At 70.2% G+C, this 21,856-nt stretch carries 18 protein-coding genes; 5 read left to right on the top strand and 13 right to left on the bottom strand.

All coding sequences use genetic code 11. From position 1 onward, the window contains the following. Positions 1-101 precede the first annotated feature (101 nt). Positions 102-1,319 carry an ornithine--oxo-acid transaminase gene (rocD, locus tag H9Y04_RS32235; RefSeq protein ID WP_187817773.1) on the top strand — a complete coding sequence of 406 codons (1,218 nt, stop codon included), beginning with the start codon at positions 102-104 and terminating at the stop codon, positions 1,317-1,319. A 66-nt stretch (positions 1,320-1,385) separates the two neighbouring features. On the opposite strand, the gene H9Y04_RS32240 is transcribed toward rocD, so the two are convergent. Together H9Y04_RS32240 and H9Y04_RS32245 are read right to left on the bottom strand one after the other, a co-directional pair. Then, entirely contained in the window at positions 1,386-2,567 is a 1,182-nt protein-coding gene (locus H9Y04_RS32240) for a glutathionylspermidine synthase family protein (RefSeq protein WP_187817645.1), read from the bottom strand. 5 nt (positions 2,568-2,572) lie between these two features. Then, the gene (locus H9Y04_RS32245; protein WP_306660199.1) at positions 2,573-2,866 is read right to left on the bottom strand and encodes a hypothetical protein; all 294 of its coding nucleotides are present in this window, start codon (positions 2,864-2,866) and stop codon (positions 2,573-2,575) included. A gap of 174 nt (positions 2,867-3,040) precedes the next feature. Here H9Y04_RS32245 and H9Y04_RS32250 point away from each other — a divergent pair, with 174 nt between their 5' ends. Beyond that, a complete protein-coding gene (locus H9Y04_RS32250; RefSeq protein ID WP_187817774.1) occupies positions 3,041-3,877 on the top strand; it encodes a DMT family protein in 837 nt (278 codons plus the stop codon). 289 nt (positions 3,878-4,166) lie between these two features. Here the strand turns inward: H9Y04_RS32250 and pdxR are convergent, their stop codons facing one another. Beyond that, positions 4,167-5,621 (bottom strand): MocR-like pyridoxine biosynthesis transcription factor PdxR, encoded by a 1,455-nt coding sequence (gene pdxR, locus H9Y04_RS32255; RefSeq protein ID WP_187817647.1) that lies wholly within the window; start codon positions 5,619-5,621, stop codon positions 4,167-4,169. Between the two features lie 47 nt (positions 5,622-5,668). Between pdxR and H9Y04_RS32260 the strand changes: the two genes are divergently transcribed. After that, positions 5,669-6,169 (top strand): carboxymuconolactone decarboxylase family protein, encoded by a 501-nt coding sequence (locus H9Y04_RS32260; RefSeq protein WP_187817648.1) that lies wholly within the window; start codon positions 5,669-5,671, stop codon positions 6,167-6,169. Between the two features lie 65 nt (positions 6,170-6,234). On the opposite strand, the gene H9Y04_RS32265 is transcribed toward H9Y04_RS32260, so the two are convergent. The 5 genes from H9Y04_RS32265 to H9Y04_RS32285 all read right to left on the bottom strand — a co-directional run bounded on the left by H9Y04_RS32265 (position 6,235) and on the right by H9Y04_RS32285 (position 13,573). Then, complete coding sequence (locus tag H9Y04_RS32265; RefSeq protein WP_187817649.1) at positions 6,235-7,200, bottom strand: glycine betaine ABC transporter substrate-binding protein; 966 nt, start codon at positions 7,198-7,200, stop codon at positions 6,235-6,237. 52 nt (positions 7,201-7,252) lie between these two features. Further along, positions 7,253-9,259 (bottom strand): ABC transporter permease, encoded by a 2,007-nt coding sequence (locus tag H9Y04_RS32270; RefSeq protein WP_187817650.1) that lies wholly within the window; start codon positions 9,257-9,259, stop codon positions 7,253-7,255. A gap of 34 nt (positions 9,260-9,293) precedes the next feature. After that, complete coding sequence (locus H9Y04_RS32275) at positions 9,294-10,424, bottom strand: quaternary amine ABC transporter ATP-binding protein (RefSeq protein ID WP_187817651.1); 1,131 nt, start codon at positions 10,422-10,424, stop codon at positions 9,294-9,296. Beyond that, positions 10,424-11,944: a GMC family oxidoreductase gene (locus tag H9Y04_RS32280; RefSeq protein WP_187817652.1), complete on the bottom strand. Its 1,521-nt coding sequence runs from the start codon at positions 11,942-11,944 to the stop codon at positions 10,424-10,426. Before H9Y04_RS32280 ends, H9Y04_RS32275 begins: the two co-directional genes overlap by 1 nt. A 96-nt stretch (positions 11,945-12,040) precedes the next feature. After that, positions 12,041-13,573 (bottom strand): aldehyde dehydrogenase family protein, encoded by a 1,533-nt coding sequence (locus H9Y04_RS32285; protein ID WP_187817653.1) that lies wholly within the window; start codon positions 13,571-13,573, stop codon positions 12,041-12,043. A gap of 156 nt (positions 13,574-13,729) precedes the next feature. On the opposite strand from H9Y04_RS32285, the gene H9Y04_RS32290 reads away from it, so the two are divergent. Next, positions 13,730-14,485: a DcrB/PsbP domain-containing protein gene (locus tag H9Y04_RS32290; protein ID WP_187817654.1), complete on the top strand. Its 756-nt coding sequence runs from the start codon at positions 13,730-13,732 to the stop codon at positions 14,483-14,485. A 99-nt stretch (positions 14,486-14,584) separates the two neighbouring features. Here the strand turns inward: H9Y04_RS32290 and H9Y04_RS32295 are convergent, their stop codons facing one another. Together H9Y04_RS32295 and H9Y04_RS32300 are read right to left on the bottom strand one after the other, a co-directional pair. Beyond that, positions 14,585-15,574, bottom strand: a complete 990-nt coding sequence (locus H9Y04_RS32295) for a malate dehydrogenase (RefSeq protein ID WP_187817655.1) — start codon at positions 15,572-15,574, stop codon at positions 14,585-14,587. 391 nt (positions 15,575-15,965) lie between these two features. Then, the gene (locus H9Y04_RS32300) at positions 15,966-17,015 is read right to left on the bottom strand and encodes a helix-turn-helix domain-containing protein (RefSeq protein ID WP_187817656.1); all 1,050 of its coding nucleotides are present in this window, start codon (positions 17,013-17,015) and stop codon (positions 15,966-15,968) included. Positions 17,016-17,379: 364 nt separating this feature from the next. Between H9Y04_RS32300 and H9Y04_RS32305 the strand changes: the two genes are divergently transcribed. Further along, a complete protein-coding gene (locus H9Y04_RS32305) occupies positions 17,380-17,901 on the top strand; it encodes a peptidoglycan-binding domain-containing protein (protein WP_236071754.1) in 522 nt (173 codons plus the stop codon). 105 nt (positions 17,902-18,006) lie between these two features. Here H9Y04_RS32305 and H9Y04_RS32310 read toward each other — a convergent pair whose 3' ends face one another. The 3 genes from H9Y04_RS32310 to H9Y04_RS32320 all read right to left on the bottom strand — a co-directional run bounded on the left by H9Y04_RS32310 (position 18,007) and on the right by H9Y04_RS32320 (position 21,843). Then, the gene (locus H9Y04_RS32310; protein ID WP_187817657.1) at positions 18,007-18,543 is read right to left on the bottom strand and encodes a helix-turn-helix domain-containing protein; all 537 of its coding nucleotides are present in this window, start codon (positions 18,541-18,543) and stop codon (positions 18,007-18,009) included. Positions 18,544-18,647: 104 nt separating this feature from the next. After that, positions 18,648-19,379 carry a heparin lyase I family protein gene (locus tag H9Y04_RS32315; RefSeq protein WP_187817658.1) on the bottom strand — a complete coding sequence of 244 codons (732 nt, stop codon included), beginning with the start codon at positions 19,377-19,379 and terminating at the stop codon, positions 18,648-18,650. A gap of 61 nt (positions 19,380-19,440) precedes the next feature. Beyond that, on the bottom strand, positions 19,441-21,843 hold the full coding sequence (locus tag H9Y04_RS32320; RefSeq protein ID WP_306660201.1) for a polysaccharide lyase 8 family protein: 2,403 nt from the start codon (positions 21,841-21,843) through the stop codon (positions 19,441-19,443). Positions 21,844-21,856 lie beyond the last annotated feature (13 nt).

Below are 21,856 nucleotides of genomic sequence, written 5' to 3' on the forward strand. Positions count from 1 at the left end.
GCAGGTGCCCGGGCGAGGTTTCTGCGTCCGGCATGCGAGCGACGATAGGAACGTGGGCAACACCCAGCCCCGGCCGCACGATGAACGGAGACCCCGTGTCGATGACGGAAACCCGTACGGAAGCATTGATCTCGTCCGCCGATGCGCACAGCGCGCACAACTATCACCCGCTGCCCGTCGTGGTCGCCACGGCCGAGGGCGCGTGGATGACGGACGTGGAGGGCCGGCGCTATCTGGACATGCTGGCCGGTTACTCGGCGCTGAACTTCGGCCATGGCAACCGCCGCCTGATCGACGCGGCCAAGGCGCAGTTGGAGCGGGTCACGCTGACCTCGCGGGCGTTCCACCACGACCGGTTCGCCGAGTTCTGCACCCGCCTGGCCGCGCTGTGCGGCATGGAGATGGTGCTGCCGATGAACACGGGCGCGGAGGCCGTCGAGACGGCCGTGAAGACCGCCCGCAAGTGGGGCTACAAGGTGAAGGGCGTGCCGGACGGGCAGGCGCGGATCGTGGTCGCGTCCGACAACTTCCACGGCCGCACCACGACCATCGTGAGCTTCTCCACCGACCCCGAGGCGCGGGCGGACTTCGGTCCGTACACGCCGGGGTTCGACATCGTTCCGTACGGGGATCTCGCGGCGATGGCGGCGGCGGTCACGGACGAGACCGTGGCCGTCCTGATCGAGCCGATCCAGGGCGAGGCGGGTGTCCTTGTGCCGCCGCCGGGATATCTCGCGGGCGTGCGCGAGCTGACGCGCGAGCGGAACGTGCTCTTCATCGCGGACGAGATCCAGTCCGGTCTCGGGCGCACGGGGAAGACCTTCGCGTGTGAGCACGAGGGGGTCGTGCCGGACATGTACATCCTCGGCAAGGCGCTGGGCGGCGGGGTCGTGCCGGTGTCGGCGGTGGTGTCGTCGGCCGAGGTGCTCGGGGTGTACCGGCCGGGTGAACACGGTTCGACGTTCGGCGGTAATCCGCTCGCGTGCGCGGTCGCCCTCGAGGTGATCGCGATGCTGGAGACCGGTGAGTACCAGCAGAAGGCCACGGAGCTGGGCGACCATCTGCACCGCGAGCTGGGGCTCCTCGTGGGCGGCGGCGCGGTGCGCGAGGTGCGCGGGCGCGGCCTGTGGGCCGGTGTGGACATCGACCCCTCTTACGGGACGGGCCGGGAGATCTCGGAGAAGCTGATGGACCTGGGTGTCCTGGTGAAGGACACGCATGGGTCGACGATCCGGATCGCGCCGCCGTTGGTGATCTCCAAGGAGGACCTGGACTGGGGGCTCGATCAGCTGCGGGCGGTGCTCTCCGCGGCTCCGTAAGGCCGTCTCGTGGGGGGCGTCTCGTAAGCCCCTCTCGTAAGGACGTCTCCCGAAAAACGAGAGGTGTCAGAGGATCACGTGCGGCAGGAAGCGGGCGTACTCGTCCGTGACCAGGCCCGATGACTCCCTGATGCCGAGGCCGGCCGCCTCGTCGGCGACCACCCAGGCGCCGAGGACGACGCGGTTGCCGTCGAAGTCGGGCAGCGGGGCGAGCTCCTGGTAGCAGCAGGGCTCGTCCCGCGGCGCGGCCTCGGCGCCCGGCTCGTGCACGGTCACGCCCGCGCCTTCGCGGCCGAGGAGCGGTTTGGCCACATAGCCCGCGCCGTGGGCCAGTTCGCGCGGGCCGTCGAGGTAGGCGGGCAGCAGGTTGGGGTGGCCGGGGAAGAGTTCCCAGAGGATCGCGAGCAGCGCCTTGTTGGAGAGCAGCATCTTCCAGGCGGGTTCGATCCACAGGGTGGTGCCGGTGCCGCCGCCGTTGTCGAGGGTGTCCAGGACGTGCGGGGCGAAGCGGTCGGTGGTCAGCCACTCCCACGGGTAGAGCTTGAAGCAGGCGCGGATGAACTTCAGGCGCTGGTCCACGAAGCGGCCCGAGAGCCGGTCCCAGCCGATCTGTTCCATGGACAGGGCTTCGGTGGCGATGCCGGCCTGTTCGGCCGTCTCGCGCAGATACGCCACCGTCATCAGGTCCTCGCCCAGCTCGTCGCTCTCGGAGTGGGCGAAGTGCAGGGGGCCCGGCGGGAGCAGCGGGGCCTGCCGCTTCCAGGCGTCGATGAGGCGTTCGTGCAGGGAGTTCCACTGGTCGGCGCCCGGGAAGCGTTCCTCCATCCAGAACCACTGCGGGCTGGCCGCCTCGACCAGGGAGGTCGGGGTGTCGGCGTTGTACTCGAGCATCTTGGCGGGCCCGGTGCCGTCGTAGCGCAGGTCGAACCGGCCGTAGAGGGAGGGGAGTTCGGCCCGCCGGCGCCAGGACTCCGTGATGCGTTCGACCAGGTACGGGTCGGTGAGGCCGAGGTCGGCGAAGCGGTCGTGCTCGACGATGTGCGCGGCGGCCCTCAGGCACATGCCGTGCAGTTCCTCGACGACCTCTTCGAGCGCCTCGACCTCGGGCAGGGAGAAGACGTAGTACGCGCTCTCGTCCCAGTACGGGCGCAGGGAGCCGTCGGGGTAGCGGGTGAGCGGGTAGATCAGGCCCTGCTCCTCGACAGTCTGCTGCCAGCCGGGGCGGGGTGTGGTGGTGCGGCGTTCCATGCGGGTCAGCCGCCGCCGGATCCGCCGGAGCAGCCGAAGCCGCCGCGGTCGACCGCTTCGGAGCGGCTGAAGGTGCCGTAGTCGGCGCGGCCGCCGTCCTCCTCCGCGTCGTAGTACCAGGCGCCGTCGACGCGGGTCGTGGACGGGCCGGTCTTGCGCTTGTTCTTGGACGAGGAGGAGCTGCCGCAGTGCTTGGAGTCGACGATCCGGTAGCCGTCGAAGGTGTAGTCGGCGCGGTCCACGCACCGCTTGTCCGGGTCGCTGCCGCAGGCGGACAGGGCGGTGGCGAGGATGCCCATGCCGCCGAGTATCACCGTGCTCGACCGCATCTTCCGCGGTTTGGCGCCCGCTGCCATGTGTGTCCACTCCCCCTGTCGACCGTGTGGAACCGGCAGCTTAGTCAGACCTGCCGGGCGGTTCGGCACACCCTCTTGGTCCCACCGGGCACCTAGAGTCGGTTCGTGCTCATTGGGATGATTTGCGCCCTCGCTTCCGCGGTCTGCTTCGGCGCCGCCTCCGTACTGCAGGCCGTCGCCACGCGGGCCATCGCGCCCGGCACTGGTTCCGGAGTGGATCCGGGGCTGCTGATGCGCGTGCTGAAGCAGTGGCGGTATCTGGCGGGGCTCGCGCTCGACGGACTCGGGTTCGTGCTGCAGATCGTGGCGCTGCGCCATATTCCGATCTACGCGGTGGGCGCGGCGCTGGCCGCTTCGCTCGCCGTGACCGCGGTGATCGCCACGCGCCTGCTGCACATCCGGCTCAGCAGGGCGGAGTGGACGGCGATCGTGGTGGTGTGCGCGGGGCTCGCGATGGTGGGTCTGGCGGCGGGAGCGGAGGGGGCGAAGTCCGGTTCGGACGCGTTGAAGTGGGCGCTGCTCGGGGCGTCCGTGGCGATTCTGCTGCTCGGTGCTGTGGGTGGCCGACTGCCGGACAAGGCGCGGGCGTTGGTGCTCGGGCTCGGGGCCGGATTCGGGTTCGGGGTGGTGCAGGTGGCCGTGCGCCTGATCGACTCGGTCCGGCTCGGCGAGCTCCTCGCCAATCCCGCCACGTATGCGCTGCTCATCGGCGGTGGCGGGGCGTTTCTGCTGCTTACGTCTGCGCTGCAGCGGGGGTCGGTGCCGACGGCCACGGCGGGGCTCGTGCTCGGCGAGACGATCGCGCCCTCGCTGGTGGGGGTCATCTGGCTCGGCGACCAGACGCGGGCCGGTCTCGGGTGGCTGGCGGTGCTCGGGTTTGCGGTGGCGGTGGCGGGAGCGTTGGCGCTGGCGCGGTTCGGGGAGGCGCCGGTGGAGTCGGCGGCGGTTCGGTAGGCCGGGTTCGGTCTCGTCGCTGTCGGCGGGTGGGCCGGGAGTGCGGGGTGCGTCGCTGTCGGCGGGTGGGCCGGGAGTGCGGGGTGCGTCGTTGTCGGCGGGTGGGCCGGGAGTGCGGGGTGCGTCGCTGTCTGCGGGTGGGTGGCGCCTGCGGCGGGCTTCTGTCCCCGCCCCGCCCCTTCCCGAAACCGGGGCTCCGCCCCGGACCCCCTCATCCGAACTTCGTTCGGATCTGCTCAAACGCCGCAGGGGCTGAAAGATCTGCTCAAGCGCCGCAGGGGCTGCGGGGCTAGACGTTCCCCACAACCCCGCACAACGCCTCCAACGCCCCCGCCCACGCATGATCCGGAGGCGTTCCGTAGCCCACGACCAGGGCGTCGCGTGGCGGGACCGTCGCCGCGGGGTGGCGGAAGAACGTGAGGGACTGGAGGCGGATGCCGTGGTAGGCGGAGGCGCGGAGCATCAACTGTTCGGTGTCCGGCGGGAGTTCGAGCACCGCGTGCAGGCCCGCCGCGATCCCGCTGACCTTGACGTGCGGGGCGCGCTCGGCCAGCGCCGTGACCAGTTCGTCGCGGCGGCGGCGGTACTTCAGGCGCATCCCGCGCACATGCCGGTCGTACGCGCCCGAGGTCAGGAAGTCCGCGAGCGTGAGCTGGTCGAGGGCGCCGCACTGCCAGTCCGAGATGCCCTTGGCCGCCGCGGTCTCGGCCGCGAGATCGGCGGGCAGGACGAGCCAGCCGAGCCGCAGGCCGGGCGCGAGGGATTTGCTGGCCGTGCCGCAGTAGACGACACGGTCCGGGTCGAGGCTCTGCAGGGCGCCGACGGCCTGCCGGTCGTAGCGGAACTCGCCGTCGTAGTCGTCCTCCAGGATCACCCCGCCGGTGCGGCGGGCCCAGTCCACGGCCTGGGCGCGCCGGGCCGGGGCGAGCGGATCGCCCAGCGGGAACTGGTGGGCGGGGGTGACCAGGAGCGCGCCCGCATCGCCCAACTCGTCCGTACAGGTGCCGAGTTCGTCGAGGGGTGCGGGCGGAATGGCGAGGCCCTCGTCCGTCAGGCACCGCCAGTGATGCGCGAGTCCGTACGACTCCACCGCCACCGACTCGGCGCCCCGCGCGCGCAGCACGCGCGCGAGCAGCTTCAGGCCGCCGACGAAGCCCGAGGTGATCACGATCCGGTCCGGCTCCGCGTAGACGCCGCGGGCGCGGGCAAGGTAGTCGGCGAGTGCGGTGCGCAGGGCGAAGAGGCCGCGCGGATCCCCGTAGTCGAAGGCCTCGTTGGGTGCGTTCAGGAGCGCGCGGCGGGCCGCCTTCGCCCATTCCGTACGGGGGAAGGCGCTGACGTCGGGCGATCCGGGGTGCAGCGAGTACGTGACCTTGGGTGCGCGGCGCGGGGCCGGCCGGGGCGTCTTCGGGGCCGGTACGGTGCGGGCGGCGACGCGGGTGCCCGAGCCCTGGCGGGCGGTGAGCCAGCCCTCGGCGACCAGGTCGGCGTAGGCGTCGGCGACGGTGTTGCGGGCGATGCCGAGGTCGGCCGCGAGCGAGCGGGACGAGGGCAGCCGGGTGCCGGGGGCGAGCCTGCCGGTGCGGACGGCTTCGCGGAGTGCGTCCGTGAGGCCCTTGCGTACGCCGGAGCGGCCGAGGTCGATGTGGAGGTCGACTCCCAGATCGGCCCAGTGATCGACCCCGTGATCGGCCCCGCGATTGGCCCCGTGATCGGCCCCGCGATTGGCCCAGTCTTCTGCCATGGAAATGGACCATATCCGGCGGGCCACCGGCGTCTAGCTTTGTCCGCATGAGCACTGAATACGCCCCTGAGCACACGCCCCGGCTGAACATCGGCCAGCACATGCCGGAGTTCTACAAGGCCATGATCAAGGTCGACGGAGCTTCCCGCGCCGGGCTCGACCCGGTGATCGCCGAGCTCGTCAAGATCCGGTCCTCGCAGCTGAACCACTGCGCGTTCTGCCTCGACATGCACACCAAGGACGCGCTCGCGATGGGCGAGACGCCCGAGCGGATCTTCCAGCTGAGCGCCTGGGAGGAGTCGCGGCACTTCTACACGGAGAAGGAGGCGGCGGCGCTGGAGCTGGCGGAGGCGGTCACGGTTCTGACGGACGGGTTCGTGCCGGATGAGGTGTGGGCGAACGCCGCCAAGCACTTCGACGAGGCGGAGCTGTCCGCGCTGCTCGCGGTGATCACGGTGATCAACGCGTGGAACCGGATCGCCGTGTCCACGCGGATGGTGGCCGGGCACTACACGCCCGGGTCGGTCTCGCACCGTCCCAAGGACTGAGCGGTACACGCTGAGTGCCGGGCCCCCACACGGAGCCCGGCACTCAGCAGGTCAGACGGCTGCCGTCACTTCTTGGGCAGCCACGCCTGCCACGTCTCCTTGTTCGCCGCGACCCACTTCTTCGCGGCCTCCTCGCCGGACATCTTGTCCTTGGCGATCCACTTCGAGACCTCGTTCTGCTGCTCGGTGGTCCACTTGAAGTTCTTCAGGAACTGCGCCGCGTCCCCGCCGTCCTTCGCGAAGTCCGCGTTCAGGTACTTCTGCAGCGGGGTGTTGGCGTAACCGCACTCGGTCTTCTCCTTGGGCTCGTTGCAGCCCTCCGAGAACTCCGGCAGCTTGACCTCGACCAGCTCGATGTCGGCGTTGAGCCACTGCGGCTCCCACCAGTACGTGATGAACGGCTGCTTGGCCGCGTACTTCTTCTGGATCTCCTTGATCTGGGCGGCCTCCGCACCCGTCTCCTTGATCTTGAAGTCCAGCTTGTGGTTCTTGATCAGCCATTCGTCGTACGTGGTGTAGGAGGGCGCGGCGCCGAGGAACTCGCCCTTGCCCTCGGACTCCGAGGTCTTGAAGTCCTTCGCGACCTTGTTGAGCGTCTTGATGTCGAGGACCTCGGGGTGCGCGTCCGCGTAGTACTTGGGCACGAACCAGCCGATGTGGCCGGTGACGCCCAGGTCGCCGCCCTTGACCACGGACTTCTTCTGGTCGATGTAGAGCTTCTGCTTCTCGGGCTGGCCGTCCCAGTCCTCGAGGATCGCGTCGGCCTCGCCGGAGTTGAGGGCGTCCCAGGCGATGGGCTCGTCCATCGTCTTGAGGGTGACCTTCTTGACGTCCAGCTCCTCTTCGAGGATCACCTTGGCGACCTCGGCGTTGGCCTGCGCACCGACCCACGAGGGCACCGTGATGGTGACCTCGTCCGAGCCGCCGCTCTTGCCGGTCTCGGCGGCACCGCAGGCGCTGAGCGCGAGCATGCCGAGCGCGCCGGCGCCCGCGACGAGGGAGGTGCGTATCCGCTGGTGACTGAGCTTCATGAGCAGAGAATTCCTTTGGTAGGCAGGAGAGTTGGTAAGAAGCGGGGGGACGTCAGCGCGCCGTGCGCTCGCGTACGGCCGCGGGCTGTGTGATCCGGTCGAGGAGTACGCCGAGGCAGACGATCGCGATACCGGCGGTCAGACCGAGCGCCAGATCGCCCTTGGTCAGGCCCTTGACCACGTCGACACCGAGTGCGCCGCCGCCGATCATTCCGGCGATGACGACCATGGACAGGACGAGGACGACGCCCTGGTTGACGGCGAGCAGCAGTGCGGGGCGGGCCAACGGGAGCTGGACCTGGCGCAGTTGCTGACCGGTGGAGGCGCCGAGCGAACGGGCCGCTTCGAGTGCGGAGGGGTCGATCTGGCGGATGCCCTGGGTGGTGATCCGGATGACGGCCGGCAGGGCGTACAGCACGGAGGCCGCGACACCGGCGAACCGGCCTCCGCTGAACAGCGCGATCATCGGGATGAGATAGACGAACTGCGGCATCGTCTGCAGGGTGTCGAGGACCGGCCGGATCACCCGTTCCACCCAGCCGACGCGGGCGGCGAGCACACCGATCGCGAAGCCGATGAGCAGGGTGAGGGCGAGGGCCGCGATCACCTGCGAGAGCGTGTCCATGGAGCGGGTCCACAGGCCCATCGCGCCGATCACGCCGAGCGCGAGGACCACGGTGAGCGCCGCGCGCAGGCGTCCGACGGCGTACGCGATCATGCCCGCGACCAGGAGCAGGGCCCACCAGGGTGTGCCGACGAGTGCGCTGCGCAGCGGGTTGAGCACGTACTCGGCGAAGCCGTCGGCCCAGGTCTGGGTGCCGCCCAGGAGCGGGATGCCGGCGGAGAGTTCGCGTTCGATCCAGCCCGTCACGTCGTTGACGGGGTCGGCGATGGAGACCACCCAGCTCTCGGGCCACTCCTGCTTGCCGAGGGCCGAACCGACCGCCGTGGCGGCAGCCACTCCGGCGACGACGACTGCGCGCAGGATCCAGGCCGTACGGGCGGAACGTACGCCCTCGTCGGGGTCGTCGAGCCGCTCGCCCGCGGCCGCCGTGGTGCGGTCGAGCCAGATGGCGAGCAGCACGATCGCGACACCGGGCGGCAGCGCGAGACCGACGTCGACGACGGCGAGGGCCTTGTAGATGGGCTCGCCGAGTCCGCCGGCGCCGATGATCGTGGCGAGCACGACCATCGAGAGGCTCATCATGATCGTCTGGTTGAGGCCGAGCAGCATCTGCTTGCGGGCCAGCGGAAGCCGGGCCGTCCACAGCCGCTGCCAGGCGTTCGCGCCCAGCGAGGCGGAGGCCTCCAGGGCCGCCGGGTCCGCGCCGCGCAGGCCGAGTGCGGTGAGCCGGGCCATCGGCGGTACGGCGTAGATGACCGTGGCCACGAAGGCGGACGGGACGCCGATGCCGAAGATCAGCACGAACGGCAGCAGATACGAGAAGGCCGGAAGCACCTGCATCGTGTCGAACACCGGGCGCAGCATCCGCTCGGCGCGGTCCGAGAGCCCGGCGAGCAGGCCGAGCAGCACACCGACGAGGGCGGCCACGGCCACGCACACGACCATCAGCGACAGCGTGTCCATGGCCGGTTCCCACATGCCGAGCAGGCCGATGAGACCGAAGGTGCCGAGCGCGGTGCCGGCGGTGACCAGGGCGCGCTTGCGCAGGCCCGCGCCACCCGCGTACCAGGCGATGAGGACGGCGGCCACGGTGACACCGAGGAAGCCGAGCGACTCCAGGCCGCTGAACACGCCGTCGACGGCGGATTCGGCGGTGTTGGAGATGTGAAGCAGGAAGTACAGGAACAGCGGGTGGGTGGTGCGGTTGTCGACCAGCCACTCGTTGAAGTCCGTGAGCGGGGTGCGGACGTCGACCGTCAGGTCGGCGGGCCACTCACCGCTGCCGGCCACGGCCGCGGAGACCACCGCGACGAGCGCGGCGAGCACCAGGAGCACGGCCTTGGGGTGAGCCGCGAGACGGGCCAGCGTTCCGGGCGGCTGCGGGGCGCCCGGTGCCGCCGTCTTGGCGGGGCGTTCGAGGGTAGGGGCACTCATGCGACGCGCCCCCTCGTACAGCCGTGAACAGGACTCATACGGCAGCCACCGCCTTGCCGCGGGGCTCGCCCGCGTCGCCGTCCAACCCGGCGACCACGGCGAGCAGTTGAGACTCGTCCACGACGCCGAGGGTGCGGTTGCCCTCGACGACTCGGCAGTGGGCGCCGGTGCGGGCGACAGCCTCGATGGCGTCGACGACCAGGGTGTCCGGAGCGATCGCGGCGCCCGTCGTGGCCTCGTCGCCGTCGGCCTGGCGCATCGCGCGGCGTACCGAGATGACCTGCTCGCGGGCCACATCACGGACGAAGTCCCGTACATAGTCGTCGGCCGGGTTGGCGACGATCTCCTCGGGCGTGCCCAGCTGCACGATGCCGCCGTCGCGCATCAGCATGATGCGGTCGCCGAGCCTGAGTGCCTCGCTGAGGTCGTGGGTGATGAAGACCATGGTGCGGCCCTCTTCGCGGTGCAGGCGGATGACCTCCTCCTGCATATCGCGGCGGATCAGCGGGTCGAGGGCGCTGAACGGCTCGTCGAAGAGCAGTACTTCGGGGTCCACGGCGAGGGCGCGGGCCAGGCCCACGCGCTGCTGCTGACCGCCGGAGAGCTGCACCGGGCGGCGCTGTTCGAGGCCTTCGAGGCCGACCTTGGCGACGACTTCCATGGCCTTGGCGCGGCGCTCGGCCTTGCCCATGCCCTGGATCTCCAGGCCGTAAGCAACGTTGTCGAGGACCGTGCGGTGCGGCAGCAGGCCGAAGTTCTGGAAGACCATCGCGGTCTGGTGGCGGCGCAGTTCGCGCAGCCGGTTCTTGTCCATGGCGAGTACGTCCTCGCCGTCGATGGCTATGGAGCCCGACGTGGGCTCGATGAGGCGGGTCAACGTCCTTACGAGCGTGGACTTTCCGGAGCCCGACAGGCCCATCACGACGAAGACCTCGCCGCGCTTCACCTCGAAGCTGACATCGCGTACGGCCGCGGTGCAGCCGGTCCTCTCGCGCAGTTCGCCCGCGCTCAGGCCGGCGTACTCGGGGTTGCCCGGGATGCGCTGGGCGCGCGGCCCGAACACCTTCCACAGGTCTCGTACGGCGAAGACGGGGCCGGTCCTGCCGGCACCAGTGGCCGCCTCGGCCGTGTTCGTGGCGGTCTTGGCTGTATCCGTGCCGGTCATCAGGCATCACTCCCGGTCAGCAGCTCGGCGCATTTCTCGCCCACCATCAGGACCCCGATCATCGGGTTGACCGCGGGCATCGTCGGGAAGACGGACGCATCGGCGATCCGGACGCCGCTGAGGCCGCGGACCGTCAAGTCCGGGGACACTACGGCAAGTTCATCAGCGGAGGCACCCATTCGGCAGGTACCCGCGGGGTGGTAGACGGTGTGGGCGACCTGGCGCGCGTACGCGCTGAGCTCTTCGTCGTCGGTCACATGGGGGCCGGGCGCAACCTCGCTCTTGAGCCAGGACGCGAGCGGTTCGGTCTGGGCGATCTCCCGCGCGATCTTGATTCCGTCGACCAGGGTGCGGCCGTCGTAGTCGTCCTCGTCGGTGAAGTACCGGAAGTCGAGGGCGGGTTTGACCTCGGGGTCCTTGCTGGTGAGGTAGAGGCGCCCACGACTGCGGGGCTTCGGGATGTTCGGCGTCATCGAGACGCCGTACGCAGGCCGCTCGTACCCGATCCGCTCCGGATTGTCCGTGAACGGTATCTGGTAGAAGTGGAACATCAGGTCGGGGCCCTTGAACTGCGGGTCCCTGCGCACGAAGAGCCCCGCGTCCGAGTCCATCGCGGAGTTCTCGGGGATCGGTCCGTGCGTCTCCCAGACGATCACGGACTCGGGGTGGTCGAGCAGGTTCTCGCCGACGCCCGGCAGGTCGTGCACCACGGGTATCCCGAGCGCTTCGAGCTGCTCGCGCGGGCCTATGCCGGAGTGCAGCAGCAGCCGGGGCGTGTCCACGGCGCCCGCGCACACGATGACCTCGCGCGCGGCCTCGACGTAGAGCTCCTCGCCGTCCTTCGTGCGGACGTGGGCACCGCGCGCCCGGGTGCCTTCGAGCTCGAGCCGGTACGCCCAGGTCTCAAGCAGGATCGTCAGGTTGGGGCGCTCGTCCATCACGGGATGGAGATACGCGACCGAGGCGCTGGAGCGCTTGTTGTTCTCGGGGTGGTACGCGAGGTCGAAGAAGCCCACGCCCTCGTCGAAGGGCTGCTTGTTGAAGCCCTCGACGCGCGGCACCCCGAGCGCGGTCTGCGCGGCGTCCACGAAGTCGCGGGCGATCGCGTTCCGGTCCTTCTCGTCCACCGGCACGATGTTGTTGAGCAGCTTGTCGAAGTACGGGGACATCGACGCGGCGTCCCAGCCCTCGGCGCCGTGCTCGGCCCACTCGTCCCAGTCGGACGGCAGCGGCCTGAACGCGATCAGGGTGTTGTGCGAGGAACACCCGCCGAGCACCCGGGCGCGGCTGTGCCGGATGTGCGAGTTGCCGCGGGGCTGCTCGGTCGTCGGGTAGTCGTAGTCGAGTTCACCGCCGAGCAGGCCCATCCAGCGGCGCAGGGTGAGCACGTCGTCGCGCCCCACATCGCTCGGGCCGCCCTCGATGACGGCGACCGTGACTCCTGGGTCCTCGGTCAGCCGGGAGGCGATCACCGAGCCTGCGGTGCCACCTCCGACGACTACGTAGTCGTATTGAGGCATGTGCGTGTTCCCCTTCGTGGTGCTAAAGGTGCGTCGCGTAATGGGTGTTGGCGCTGTGCGTCGGGTCGGCCGGGTGGTCAGCCCCTTTCGGCCCTCTCAGCCCGCGAACCAGCGGACGGGCCGCGGGTCCAGGTTCTGGTAGATGTGCTTGGTCTCGCGGTACTCGGCCAGACCCGAAGGGCCGAGCTCGCGCCCGACGCCGGACTTGCCGAAGCCGCCCCATTCCGCCTGCGGCAGATACGGGTGGAAGTCGTTGATCCAGACGGTGCCGTGCCGCATCCGGCGGGCCATCCGCCGCGCCTTGGAGTTGTCCGAGGTCCACACGGCGCCCGCGAGCCCGTACTCGGTGTCGTTGGCGAGCGCCAGGGCCTCGTCCTCGGTGGTGAAGGTCTCGACGGTCAGGACGGGGCCGAAGACCTCCTTGCGTACGACGCGCATCTCGCGGTGGCACCGGTCGAGGACGGTCGGCTCGTAGAAGTAGCCCTCGGCGGGCCGGTCCTCGCTCGGTGCGGGGCGCTTGCCGCCGCAGCGCAGGACCGCGCCTTCCGCCAGGGCGGAGGCCACGTATCCCTCGGTCTTGTCCAACTGCTGCTGCGATACGAGGGGTCCGCACTCGACACCGTCGGCGGTGCCGCGGCCGAGCCTGATCTGCGAGGCACGGCGGGCGAGTTCGGCGACGAAGCGCTCGCGGACGGACTCCTCGACGATGAGGCGGCCGCCGGCCGAGCAGACCTGGCCGCTGTGGATGAACGCGGCGTTCAGGGCCTGGTCGACGGCCGTGTCGAAGCCCTCCTCGGTGGCGCAGGCGTCGGCGAAGACCACGTTGGGGTTCTTGCCGCCGAGTTCGAGCGCGACCTTCTTGACGCTCTTCGCCGCGGCCTCGGCCACCTTGGTACCGCTGATGAGGCCGCCGGTGAACGAGATGAGGTCGACGTCCTGGTGCTCGGCGAACCGGGCGCCGACGGTGTGGCCCGGGCCGGTCACGATGTTCGCGACACCGGCCGGCAGACCGGCCTCTTCGAGCAGGCGGATCAGGGCGACCGTGGTCAGCGGGGTGATCTCGCTGGGCTTGACGACGAAGGTGTTGCCCGCGGCGAGAGCCGGGGCGATCTTCCAACTGGCCTGAAGAAGCGGGTAGTTCCAGGGCGTGATCATCGCGCAGACTCCGACCGGCTCGTGCACGACGGTGCTGTGCACGGTGTCGGAGCCCGCGTCGACGACCCGCCCCGGACCTTCGCCGATCACCAGATCGGCGAAGTAGCGGAAGGCGTCGGCCACGCAGTCGACGTCGACCCGGCCCTCCTCGACGGTCTTGCCCGCGTCCCGGCTCTCCAGGAGCCCGAGCTCTTCACGGTCCCGTACGAGGAAGTCCGCCACGCGCCGCAGCAGCGCGGCCCGTTCGGCGACCGGCGTTTGGGGCCAGGGGCCTTCGTCGAAGGCGCGGCGCGCGGCGGCGATCGCCAGATCGGCGTCGGCCGCGCCCCCCTCGGCGACGACGGTGAACGGGCGGGCCTCGGCGGGGTCGAGGATCTCGCGCGTGGAACCGTCGAGGGCGTTTCGCCACTCTCCGTCCACGTGGATGGTCTGTTGTGCCGACACTTCGCGTCTTGCCTTCCGTTCCCGAAACATTCACCGCGCGTAGTCGCGTGTGATCGGAAGCCCCTGCCCCCACGCGTCGAAGGCATGCGCATTGGTTTACGGAAAGTGGTCCGGGTCACTCGGCGCTAGGATTCTGCGTCCTGAACCTGCCCATCTGGGCGGTCTGTTCCCTATCGAGGAGAAGCGATGTCCACGACCCGTCGAAGGACGCTGAGCGCCGCCGGAGTCACGCTGTGTGCGGGACTGCTCATGGGCACCCTCGCCGCATGCGGGGACGATGCGGGCGGTGACAGCATCGCCGACAAGAGCGCCAAGGAGATCAGCGACGCGGCGCAGCAGTCGCTGCTCGACGCCAAGTCGCTGCGGATGGCGATGAGCGGCGGCACGGGCGACGACGGACCCACGGCCTTCGACCTGCACGTCGACCAGGACGGCAACTGCTCGGGCACCTTCGAGATGGGCACCGGCAAGGGCAGCTTCGACATCCTCAAGCGCGGCGACAAGGTGTGGATCAAGGCCGACCCGCAGTTCTGGAAGGCCACGGGTGGTCCGCAGGGCGAGGCCGTGTCGAAGCTGCTCGGCGACAAGTACCTCGTGGGCGACGCCAACGACCCCCAGATGAGCGACCTTTCCTCCTCGTGCAACCTCAAGGAGCTGCAGAAGGAGATGAAGTCGGACGACGACTCCGACGACCTCAAGAAGGGCGGCAAGTCCAGCGTCGACGGCCAGGAGACGATCACGATCGAGGCCACCGACAAGGGCGAGAAGAGCACGATCGACGTCGCCACCGAGGGCGAGCCGTACCCGCTGAAGATCGTCAACAACGAGGACGGCAAGAAGGAGACGGTGCTGCTCTCCGACTACAACAAGCCCGTGACCAGTGAGACCCCTCCGGCCGGCGAGACGGTGGACATCAAGGAGCTGCAGAAGCAGCAGTCCTGACCGTAGGGCTGCCGGGTCGCGCGTCCCGACCGTGGCCGATACGCCGAAGTCCCGGCTCCCTGAAGGGAACCGGGACTTCGGTGCGTACGGGGGAAGAACCTAGATCAGGCCGAGCTCGCGGACCGCCGCGCGCTCCTCCTCGAGCTCCTTGACCGAGGCGTCGATGCGCGCACGGGAGAACTCGTTGATGTCCAGGCCCTGGACGATCTCGTACTTGCCGTCCTTGGTGGTGACGGGGAACGAGGAGATGAGGCCCTCGGGGACGCCGTAGGAGCCGTCCGACGGGATACCCATGGAGACCCAGTCGCCCTCCGGGGTGCCGTTGACCCAGGAGTAGATGTGGTCGATCGCGGCGTTGGCGGCGGAGGCGGCCGACGAGGCGCCACGGGCGTCGATGATCGCGGCACCGCGCTTGGCGACGGTCGGGATGAAGTCCTCGGCCAGCCACTTCTCGTCGTTCACGACCTCGGCGGCGTTCTTGCCGGCGACCGTGGCGTGGAAGATGTCCGGGTACTGGGTGGCGGAGTGGTTGCCCCAGATCGTGAGCTTCTTGATCTCGGAGACCGGGACACCGGTCTTCTGCGAGAGCTGCGAGAGCGCACGGTTGTGGTCGAGGCGGGTCATCGCGGTGAAGCGCTCGGCCGGTACGTCCGGGGCGGCGGCCTGGGCGATCAGCGCGTTGGTGTTCGCCGGGTTGCCCACGACGAGGACCTTGACGTCGTCCGCGGCGTGGTCGTTGATGGCCTTGCCCTGCGGCTTGAAGATGCCGCCGTTGGCGGCGAGCAGGTCACCGCGCTCCATGCCCGGGCCACGGGGGCGGGCGCCGACGAGCAGGCCGATGTTGGCGCCCTCGAAGCCCTTGTTCGGGTCGTCGAAGATGTCGATGCCCTGAAGCAGCGGGAAGGCGCAGTCGTCGAGCTCCATGGCGGTGCCCTCGGCGGCCTTGACGCCCTGCGGGATCTCGAGGAGACGCAGCTTGACCGGCACGTCCTGGCCGAGCAGATGGCCGGAGGCGATACGGAAGAGCAGCGCGTAACCGATCTGGCCGGCAGCGCCGGTGACGGTGACATTCACGGGAGTGCGGGTCATGGCGATCTCCGTTAAGACAGCTGGCGGTGGGGGTCCCTGCCCCGGTGCTGGGGAGCTCCCAGGGCGACGCCTCGATGATCGATCTCTTGACGTCAAGGGAGATCCACCGGTCAGGCTATCGCGCCCGGCGCTCCCTTTGACCCCGCCCTCGTGTGGCCCCGCACACACGCCCGCGAGCTGCACGGACGCGCGAAAGCGGCCGCCGCTCGGGAGAGGTGAGCGCGGCGGCCGCTCTGCGGGGTGTGTCATCACATCCCGTGGGGGTACTGGGCGCGTGCCCCGGCTGACGCCGGTCATGCGCCCGTATCCCGAATTACTTCGTGCAGCCGGTCTGTCCGTCTACTTCGTGCAGCCGGTCTGCCCGTCTACTTCGTGCAGCCGGTCGGCCCGTCTACTTCGTGCAGCCGGTCTGTCCGTCGCCCAGCGTCACGCAGGCCTTCGCGTCCTTGACGTTCTTCACCGGGATCATCGGGGTGTACGCGTCGAAGTCTCCGTTGACCTCGGCGGTCTGCGTCTTCTCGCCCTTCACCCTTATCTCCACGGTGTCACCGGGGCTCGCCGAGGTGATACGGCCCCAGGCCGCGCCGCAGGTCTTGCTGTAGCGGACCTCGACCTTGGCCTCGCCGACCGTGACGTCGACCGGCGGCGAGGTCGCCAGCGTGCCGCCGCAGCCCATCTCCTCCGGGTCCTTGCCGGCGCAGGAGTCACCGCTGCACTCGACGCCTTCGGGCAGGCTCGGATTGCTGGTGGTCGGGGTCGCGGGCGGCTTGTTGCCCACCGGGTCCCCGCCGTCGTCCTTGCCGAAGTCGGTGAGGAACACCGCGGCCGCGATGACCACGAGCGCGCCGACCACGCCCGCGAGGAACATCGTCAGCTTCCGCTTCCTGCGCTGCCCGTCGGGCGAGCCGCCCCGCGCGGGAGCCGGACGCTCCGGGCGCCCGGGCCCGGACGGCGGGCCGTAGGAACGCGCGCCCGGGGCCGAAGCCGCGCCGGACTGCTGCCCGGCCGGGCTGTACGTGGACGCAGGCTGCGTCGGCGGATGGGCGGCAGCGGCGCCCGCGGCGCGCGGTTTGCCGTTCCGTCCCTTGGCGGGCCCCGGTCCGAACTCACCGAGCGCGGCGCGCGCCTGGGAGATCCGGATCGCCTCCATGGTCATGTCGTGACGCATCTCGGAGCGGCTCCAGGCGCGCTCCGCGAGCTCCCACATGGTGGTCAGATGCATCGGGTTGGTGCCGGTGACCTCGGCCAGAGCCACGATCGCGCCCTTGGGCGCGAGCAGCCGGCCGTTCAGATAGCGCTCCCACGATGTCTTGCTGTAGCCCGTACGGTCCGCCACCGCGGCGATACTCAGCCCGCTGCGGTCCACGAGCCTGCGCAGCTGGCTCGCGAACTCGCGTACCTGCGGGTCGAGTTCCTCCGGTAGCGCCCTCCAACGAGGCATTGCTTCCCCCTTGTCCCCCCGTGTCGTGCCCAGACGTACCCGTGTGCGCAGCCCTGCATGCCCTTGCCCCGCCCTTCCCAAGGCCGGGTAAAAGCGCCCCCATGGCTACCCACAGGGATGCCAGAAGCAAGGGTCTCAGTTCCCCCGGCACCGGCGCACGGGAGCATTACGGGTCAGGGTGCGCCCCGTCGCGCGCCCTCGTGGTCGAACTGCAGTGTCCCATCGGCGTCCCACGGCCCGCGTGGGAACCCCAGGTCAGCGTACGGGACGTCCCGCAGGGTCCCGACCGTCGCGAGATTGCTTTTGTGCAACCTCTCCGGCCGGACAAGCTCGATGTGTCAAGACACCTACGGGGGGAGCTCAGATGCACCTCAGCATGCGCAATCGACTCGGTCTCGCGGCCATGGCCGTCCTGACGGGTACAGGTCTCGCGGTCGCCGGTGTCGCACCGGCCGCGGTGGCCACCGGCCAGCAGGTGATCGACGGCAGCGGCGACCCGACGAACGACTGGAAGGAAGAGGGGAACCTTTCGCGCACCTCGCACGCCCACAGCAAGGCGACGCGGCTGTGGCAGACGATCCTGTGGGCCGACGGCGCCAAGTACAAGGGGTCGGACGGCAAGTGGCACACGTACACGAAGAGCGAGATCGACGGCCACTTCGGCAAGCGCACCGAGTCGGCCACGAAGTACTGGCAGAAGCGTGAGGGGCTGGCGGTCGACGGCATCGTCGGCAAGCAGACCTTCGGTTACGCGGACGACTTCCTCTTCGCGGGCAGCGGCGGCACGGTCAGCTACGCCGGCTACGAGCACGACGTCAACTTCAAGCGCTGGAGCGGCAAGTACCACGTGAAGGTCGGCGGCCAGTGGAAGAAGGCCACGTACTGAGCCGAGAACCGCGTCATCAGCGGTCCGGCACCCGGCACGACGACGGGCTCCTCGCTTCCCAGCGAGGAGCCCGTCTCCATGACGTGCCTACGTGAGGAGGCGTGCCTACGTGAGGAGGAACAGCAGCGCCGCGAGCAGGATCACGAGCGCGGCGGCCGCCCCGTACGTCAACACGCGCCAGGACGGCGCCCTTTCGGGCCCCGGCTCGTCCAGCGGAATCCACCACGGCAGGGTGTCCGGGTCGTCGCTGTCGTAGTCGTCGCGCTCCCCCAGGGCGGAGGCGGCGCCCGCGTCACCCCGTACGGCATCGGGGCGCGCGCCGTCGGACCGTACGGCGTCCGCGAGCCGCGGCCGTACCGCGTCCGGCCTGGGCCAGGCGCGCAGGGCCAGCTCCCAGCGCGCGCCGAAGCGCGCCGCCTCCGCCGCGTCCAGGCCCGCGACGCGGCAGAGTGCGAGCACCGCCTTGCGGGGCGGCGGCTGCTGTCCGTTCAAATAGCGCTGCCAGGAGGATTTGCTGTACGCGGTACGCGCGCCGAGCGCGACGAGGCTCATCCCCGTACGGTCCTTGAGCAGCCGTAACTGCTCGATGAAATGCACCACTTCAGCCGGATATGCCTCCGGCAGCGGCTGCCAGCTTCCCACCGCTCTCTCCCCTCACCGGCTCTTCACCGGTATGTCCGGGTGACGGATGGAACGGTGGGTTCGGTTCCTTCGCCCGGGATGTCCCGGCGGGCCCGCGCGCCGTCTCAGCCGACGTCCGCGTAGCTCGTGCCGATCATCAGGCGGTCCACGCGGTTGATGATCTCGGTGGCGGTGTTCCCGCGGTCGTACGCGCCCCACTTGGGGCGGTTGTCGCTGTCCCAGGTGCGGCCCGTGTACCGGGTCGAGCCGTTGCTGAACGTGCGCTGGATGCCGTCGTAGTAGAGCTCGATCCAGCCGCCGGACGCGGAGTCCGAGGTGTGGATGCCGAGGGCGACCCGGTGCCACTCGAAGGCCTTGACCTCGCGTGTCCAGATGGTGTGCCACACCTCGCCCGGGCCGACGTACTTCAGCTGCACCATGCCGTTGCCCACGGTCATCAGGACCGGGTAGTTCTGCTGGCTGTTCGGATACGACTTCCACTGGAACGGCACGAAGTCGGAACCGCTGCCGGGCACCACCGAGAAGTTCTGCTCCCAGCCGATCCAGTACGTGCTGTTGTTCCGGAACGTATACGCCGAGCCACCCGTCTTGATGCCGCGGGATTCGCAGCGGTCCATGCCCACGGCCTTGGTGTAACGGAACACGCGGGCGTGGCCGTCCGTCTGCTCGGAGGTGACGAGGCTGCCGGGCGCGGGGCATTCGACGCCTTCGAAGACGCCGAGCCCCTGGCTCGCCTCGCCGTTCCGGATGACGGCCGCGAACGCCGGTGAGGACGTCAGGAGCACCATGGCCGATGCCGCGGCGGTCAGCGCGAGAAGTCGCGGTCGTACGTGCATGACACCTCCGGTGAGGAATGGGGGGAGTGGTGCATGACGTGCTGTGGGGCAGAGGCCGGGCTCAGGCGAGCTTCGCCGTGTGGGTGTGGCCGCGTGAGCCGCCGACCCGGACGGTGACGACGGGGCGGCGACCCGGCGTGACGGAGACCGTGTCGTCGGCCGCGACCACCTCGCGTACGGCGAACGGCAGCGTGAGCGTCACCGACTCCTGCGTACGGGAGGAGTCCGCGACCGCCACCTCGACGCCCTCGTCGCGGCGCCGGACGAGCACGGTCGCGGCGCCCGAGCAGCCGAGGCCCGCCACGCTGCCCGGGGCCCAGAAGTGCGCGGCGAGGACGCCGTCGCGGCGGGACTCGACGGCCTGCACCGTCGGCGAGTTGGCGAGGACGGCGACCGGGCTCGAGGCCGCCCAGGCGGCCGTCTCGTCGGCGGAGGCGCCGGGCAGCAGCACATAGGAGTACGTGCTGTTCGCCGGCGAGATGCCGTGGTCGAGCCACAGCGTCAGATACCGGCGGGTGATCGGGTCCGTGGTGCCGCCGGTGTCGGCGCCGGTGTTGATGTCGGCCCAGGTGCCCGTGCGCTCCTCGCGCAGCGCCTTGAGCGCCGCCCGGCCGGGGAAGACATAGCCGCCGGTGCCTTCCAGGTGGGCCCAGCCGGCGCGGGCGAAGTCCTGGCGCCAGCCCTGCGCGGCGGACTGGGCCAGGCCGTCGACGAGGAGGCGGTTGCTGCCGGTCGCGTGCAGATGGCGGTTCTCGACGACCGTCTCGACCGTACGGCCGTCGCTCGCGGTGATCCCGGCGCCGAGCGCGACCACCGCGCCGTCGAAGGTGAACCAGGCCTTGTGCGCGCGCAGCGTCGAACCGTCCGCGATCAGGTCCATCGCCGCCGCGGCGAACCGGCCGCCGAGGGATGCGCCGCCCGCGGTCCTGTTCGCGGGCTGGTACACGCGCGTGCCCGCCGCGTCGCCGACCTTCGCCCGCTGCCGGGTGTCGACGGTCGTGCCCGGCAGGCGGTACAGGTCGACGGTGGCCCAGTACGCGTCGCCGTAGTGCGCGAGGTCGTCGGGGACGTAGACGTAGGTGACGCCGTCGCCCTGGTACCAGGCCTTCTTGTTCTCGAAGTTGCCGCACTCGTACGCGGCGACCCGCGCCGAGGACAGGCCGAGGCTCAGCGCCCAGCCGGGCCTGCGCTGCACCACGCGGTCCATGTCCGCGAAGACCTGCGCGCCGGTGAGGCGGGGCGCGGCCGGCACCGCGGTGTCGTCGAGGACCGCGCGGGCCCGGGCGATCTGCGGGACGCCCGCGGTCCTCAGATAGGGGACCGCCTTGTTGCGCGTGATCCAGCCCTTGACCAACGCCCGCCAGCGGGCGGCCTGTTCGGCGGGGGCGGCGAGGGCCAGCAGGAGGATGTTGGTGATGGTCGCGGCGCCGTTCGTGGCGTCGTTGGCCTTCATACGGGAGACCGCGCGGCCGTTCTGCGAGTCCATCATCAGGCCGTCGAAGACCACCGGCGAGAAGGTCCGCTCCACCGCGTCGAAGATCACCGACACCTTCGGGTCGGTGACCTGCCAGGTGGAGTTGCCGAGCAGGGCGAGGATGTACGCGGCGCCGGAGAGCAGCACATTGCCGTACGTGCCGGTGTACGCGACCGTTCCGTGCTGGATGAAGGAGCCGTCCTCGTAGAAGCCGTCGCCCTTGGTGACGTACGCGAAGAGGCTGTTCTTTCCGCCGCCGGCCACGTCCGAGACGCTGTCGCGGGCCGAGACGAGCTTGGCGGGATCGCGGGCGAGCAGTCCGTGCAGGGCGACGGTGACGGCCTTGTCGGCGCGATTGCCGCCGGTCTCGATGAGGCCGCCGGCCACGCGCTTGTCGGCGTTGGGGCACCACTTGTGCACGGTGGCCAGGTAGTCCGCGAGGTCCGCGGCGGGCAGGTGCGCGCGGACCAGGACGCAGGTGTCGAGCAGGGCGCGGGGCGAACCTATCTCCCAGAACCACCAGTTGCCGGTCTCCTGCGCGGCCGCGTTGAAGCCGCCGTCGTGCAGCAGGCGCAGCGCGGAGACGATCGCCTCGACGACCTCCGACTTGCCGGCGAGCGATGTGCCGGGCGTGGCCCAGGCGGTGGCGAGAGTGCGCAGGCGCGGGTAGCTCTGGCCGAACATGGCCGAGTCGGAGACCGGGGCGAGATCGGGCCAGACGGCGGTACGGCCCGCCGAACGGTCCATGGTCCCCCACCACTTGTCCGCGTCGGCGGAGAGCTTGGCGAGCGCGGCGGCGAAGTCGGGGGCGGCCGGGTCGAACTCGCCGCCGGTGAGTAGCTGTTCCGCCCGCATGAGAAGGGTGTCGTACTCGTCGGCGGCTGCTCCGGTGGCGGCCGCCGAGGCGGGCGGGGCCGCGAGGAGGACGGCGCCGGCGGCTGCCGCACCCCCCAGAACACTGCGGCGGCTGAGACGAGGTACGTGGGGCATGGGCATACTCCCG

Source organism: Streptomyces polyasparticus, from assembly GCF_014493765.1.
Taxonomy (GTDB): domain Bacteria; phylum Actinomycetota; class Actinomycetes; order Streptomycetales; family Streptomycetaceae; genus Streptomyces; species Streptomyces polyasparticus.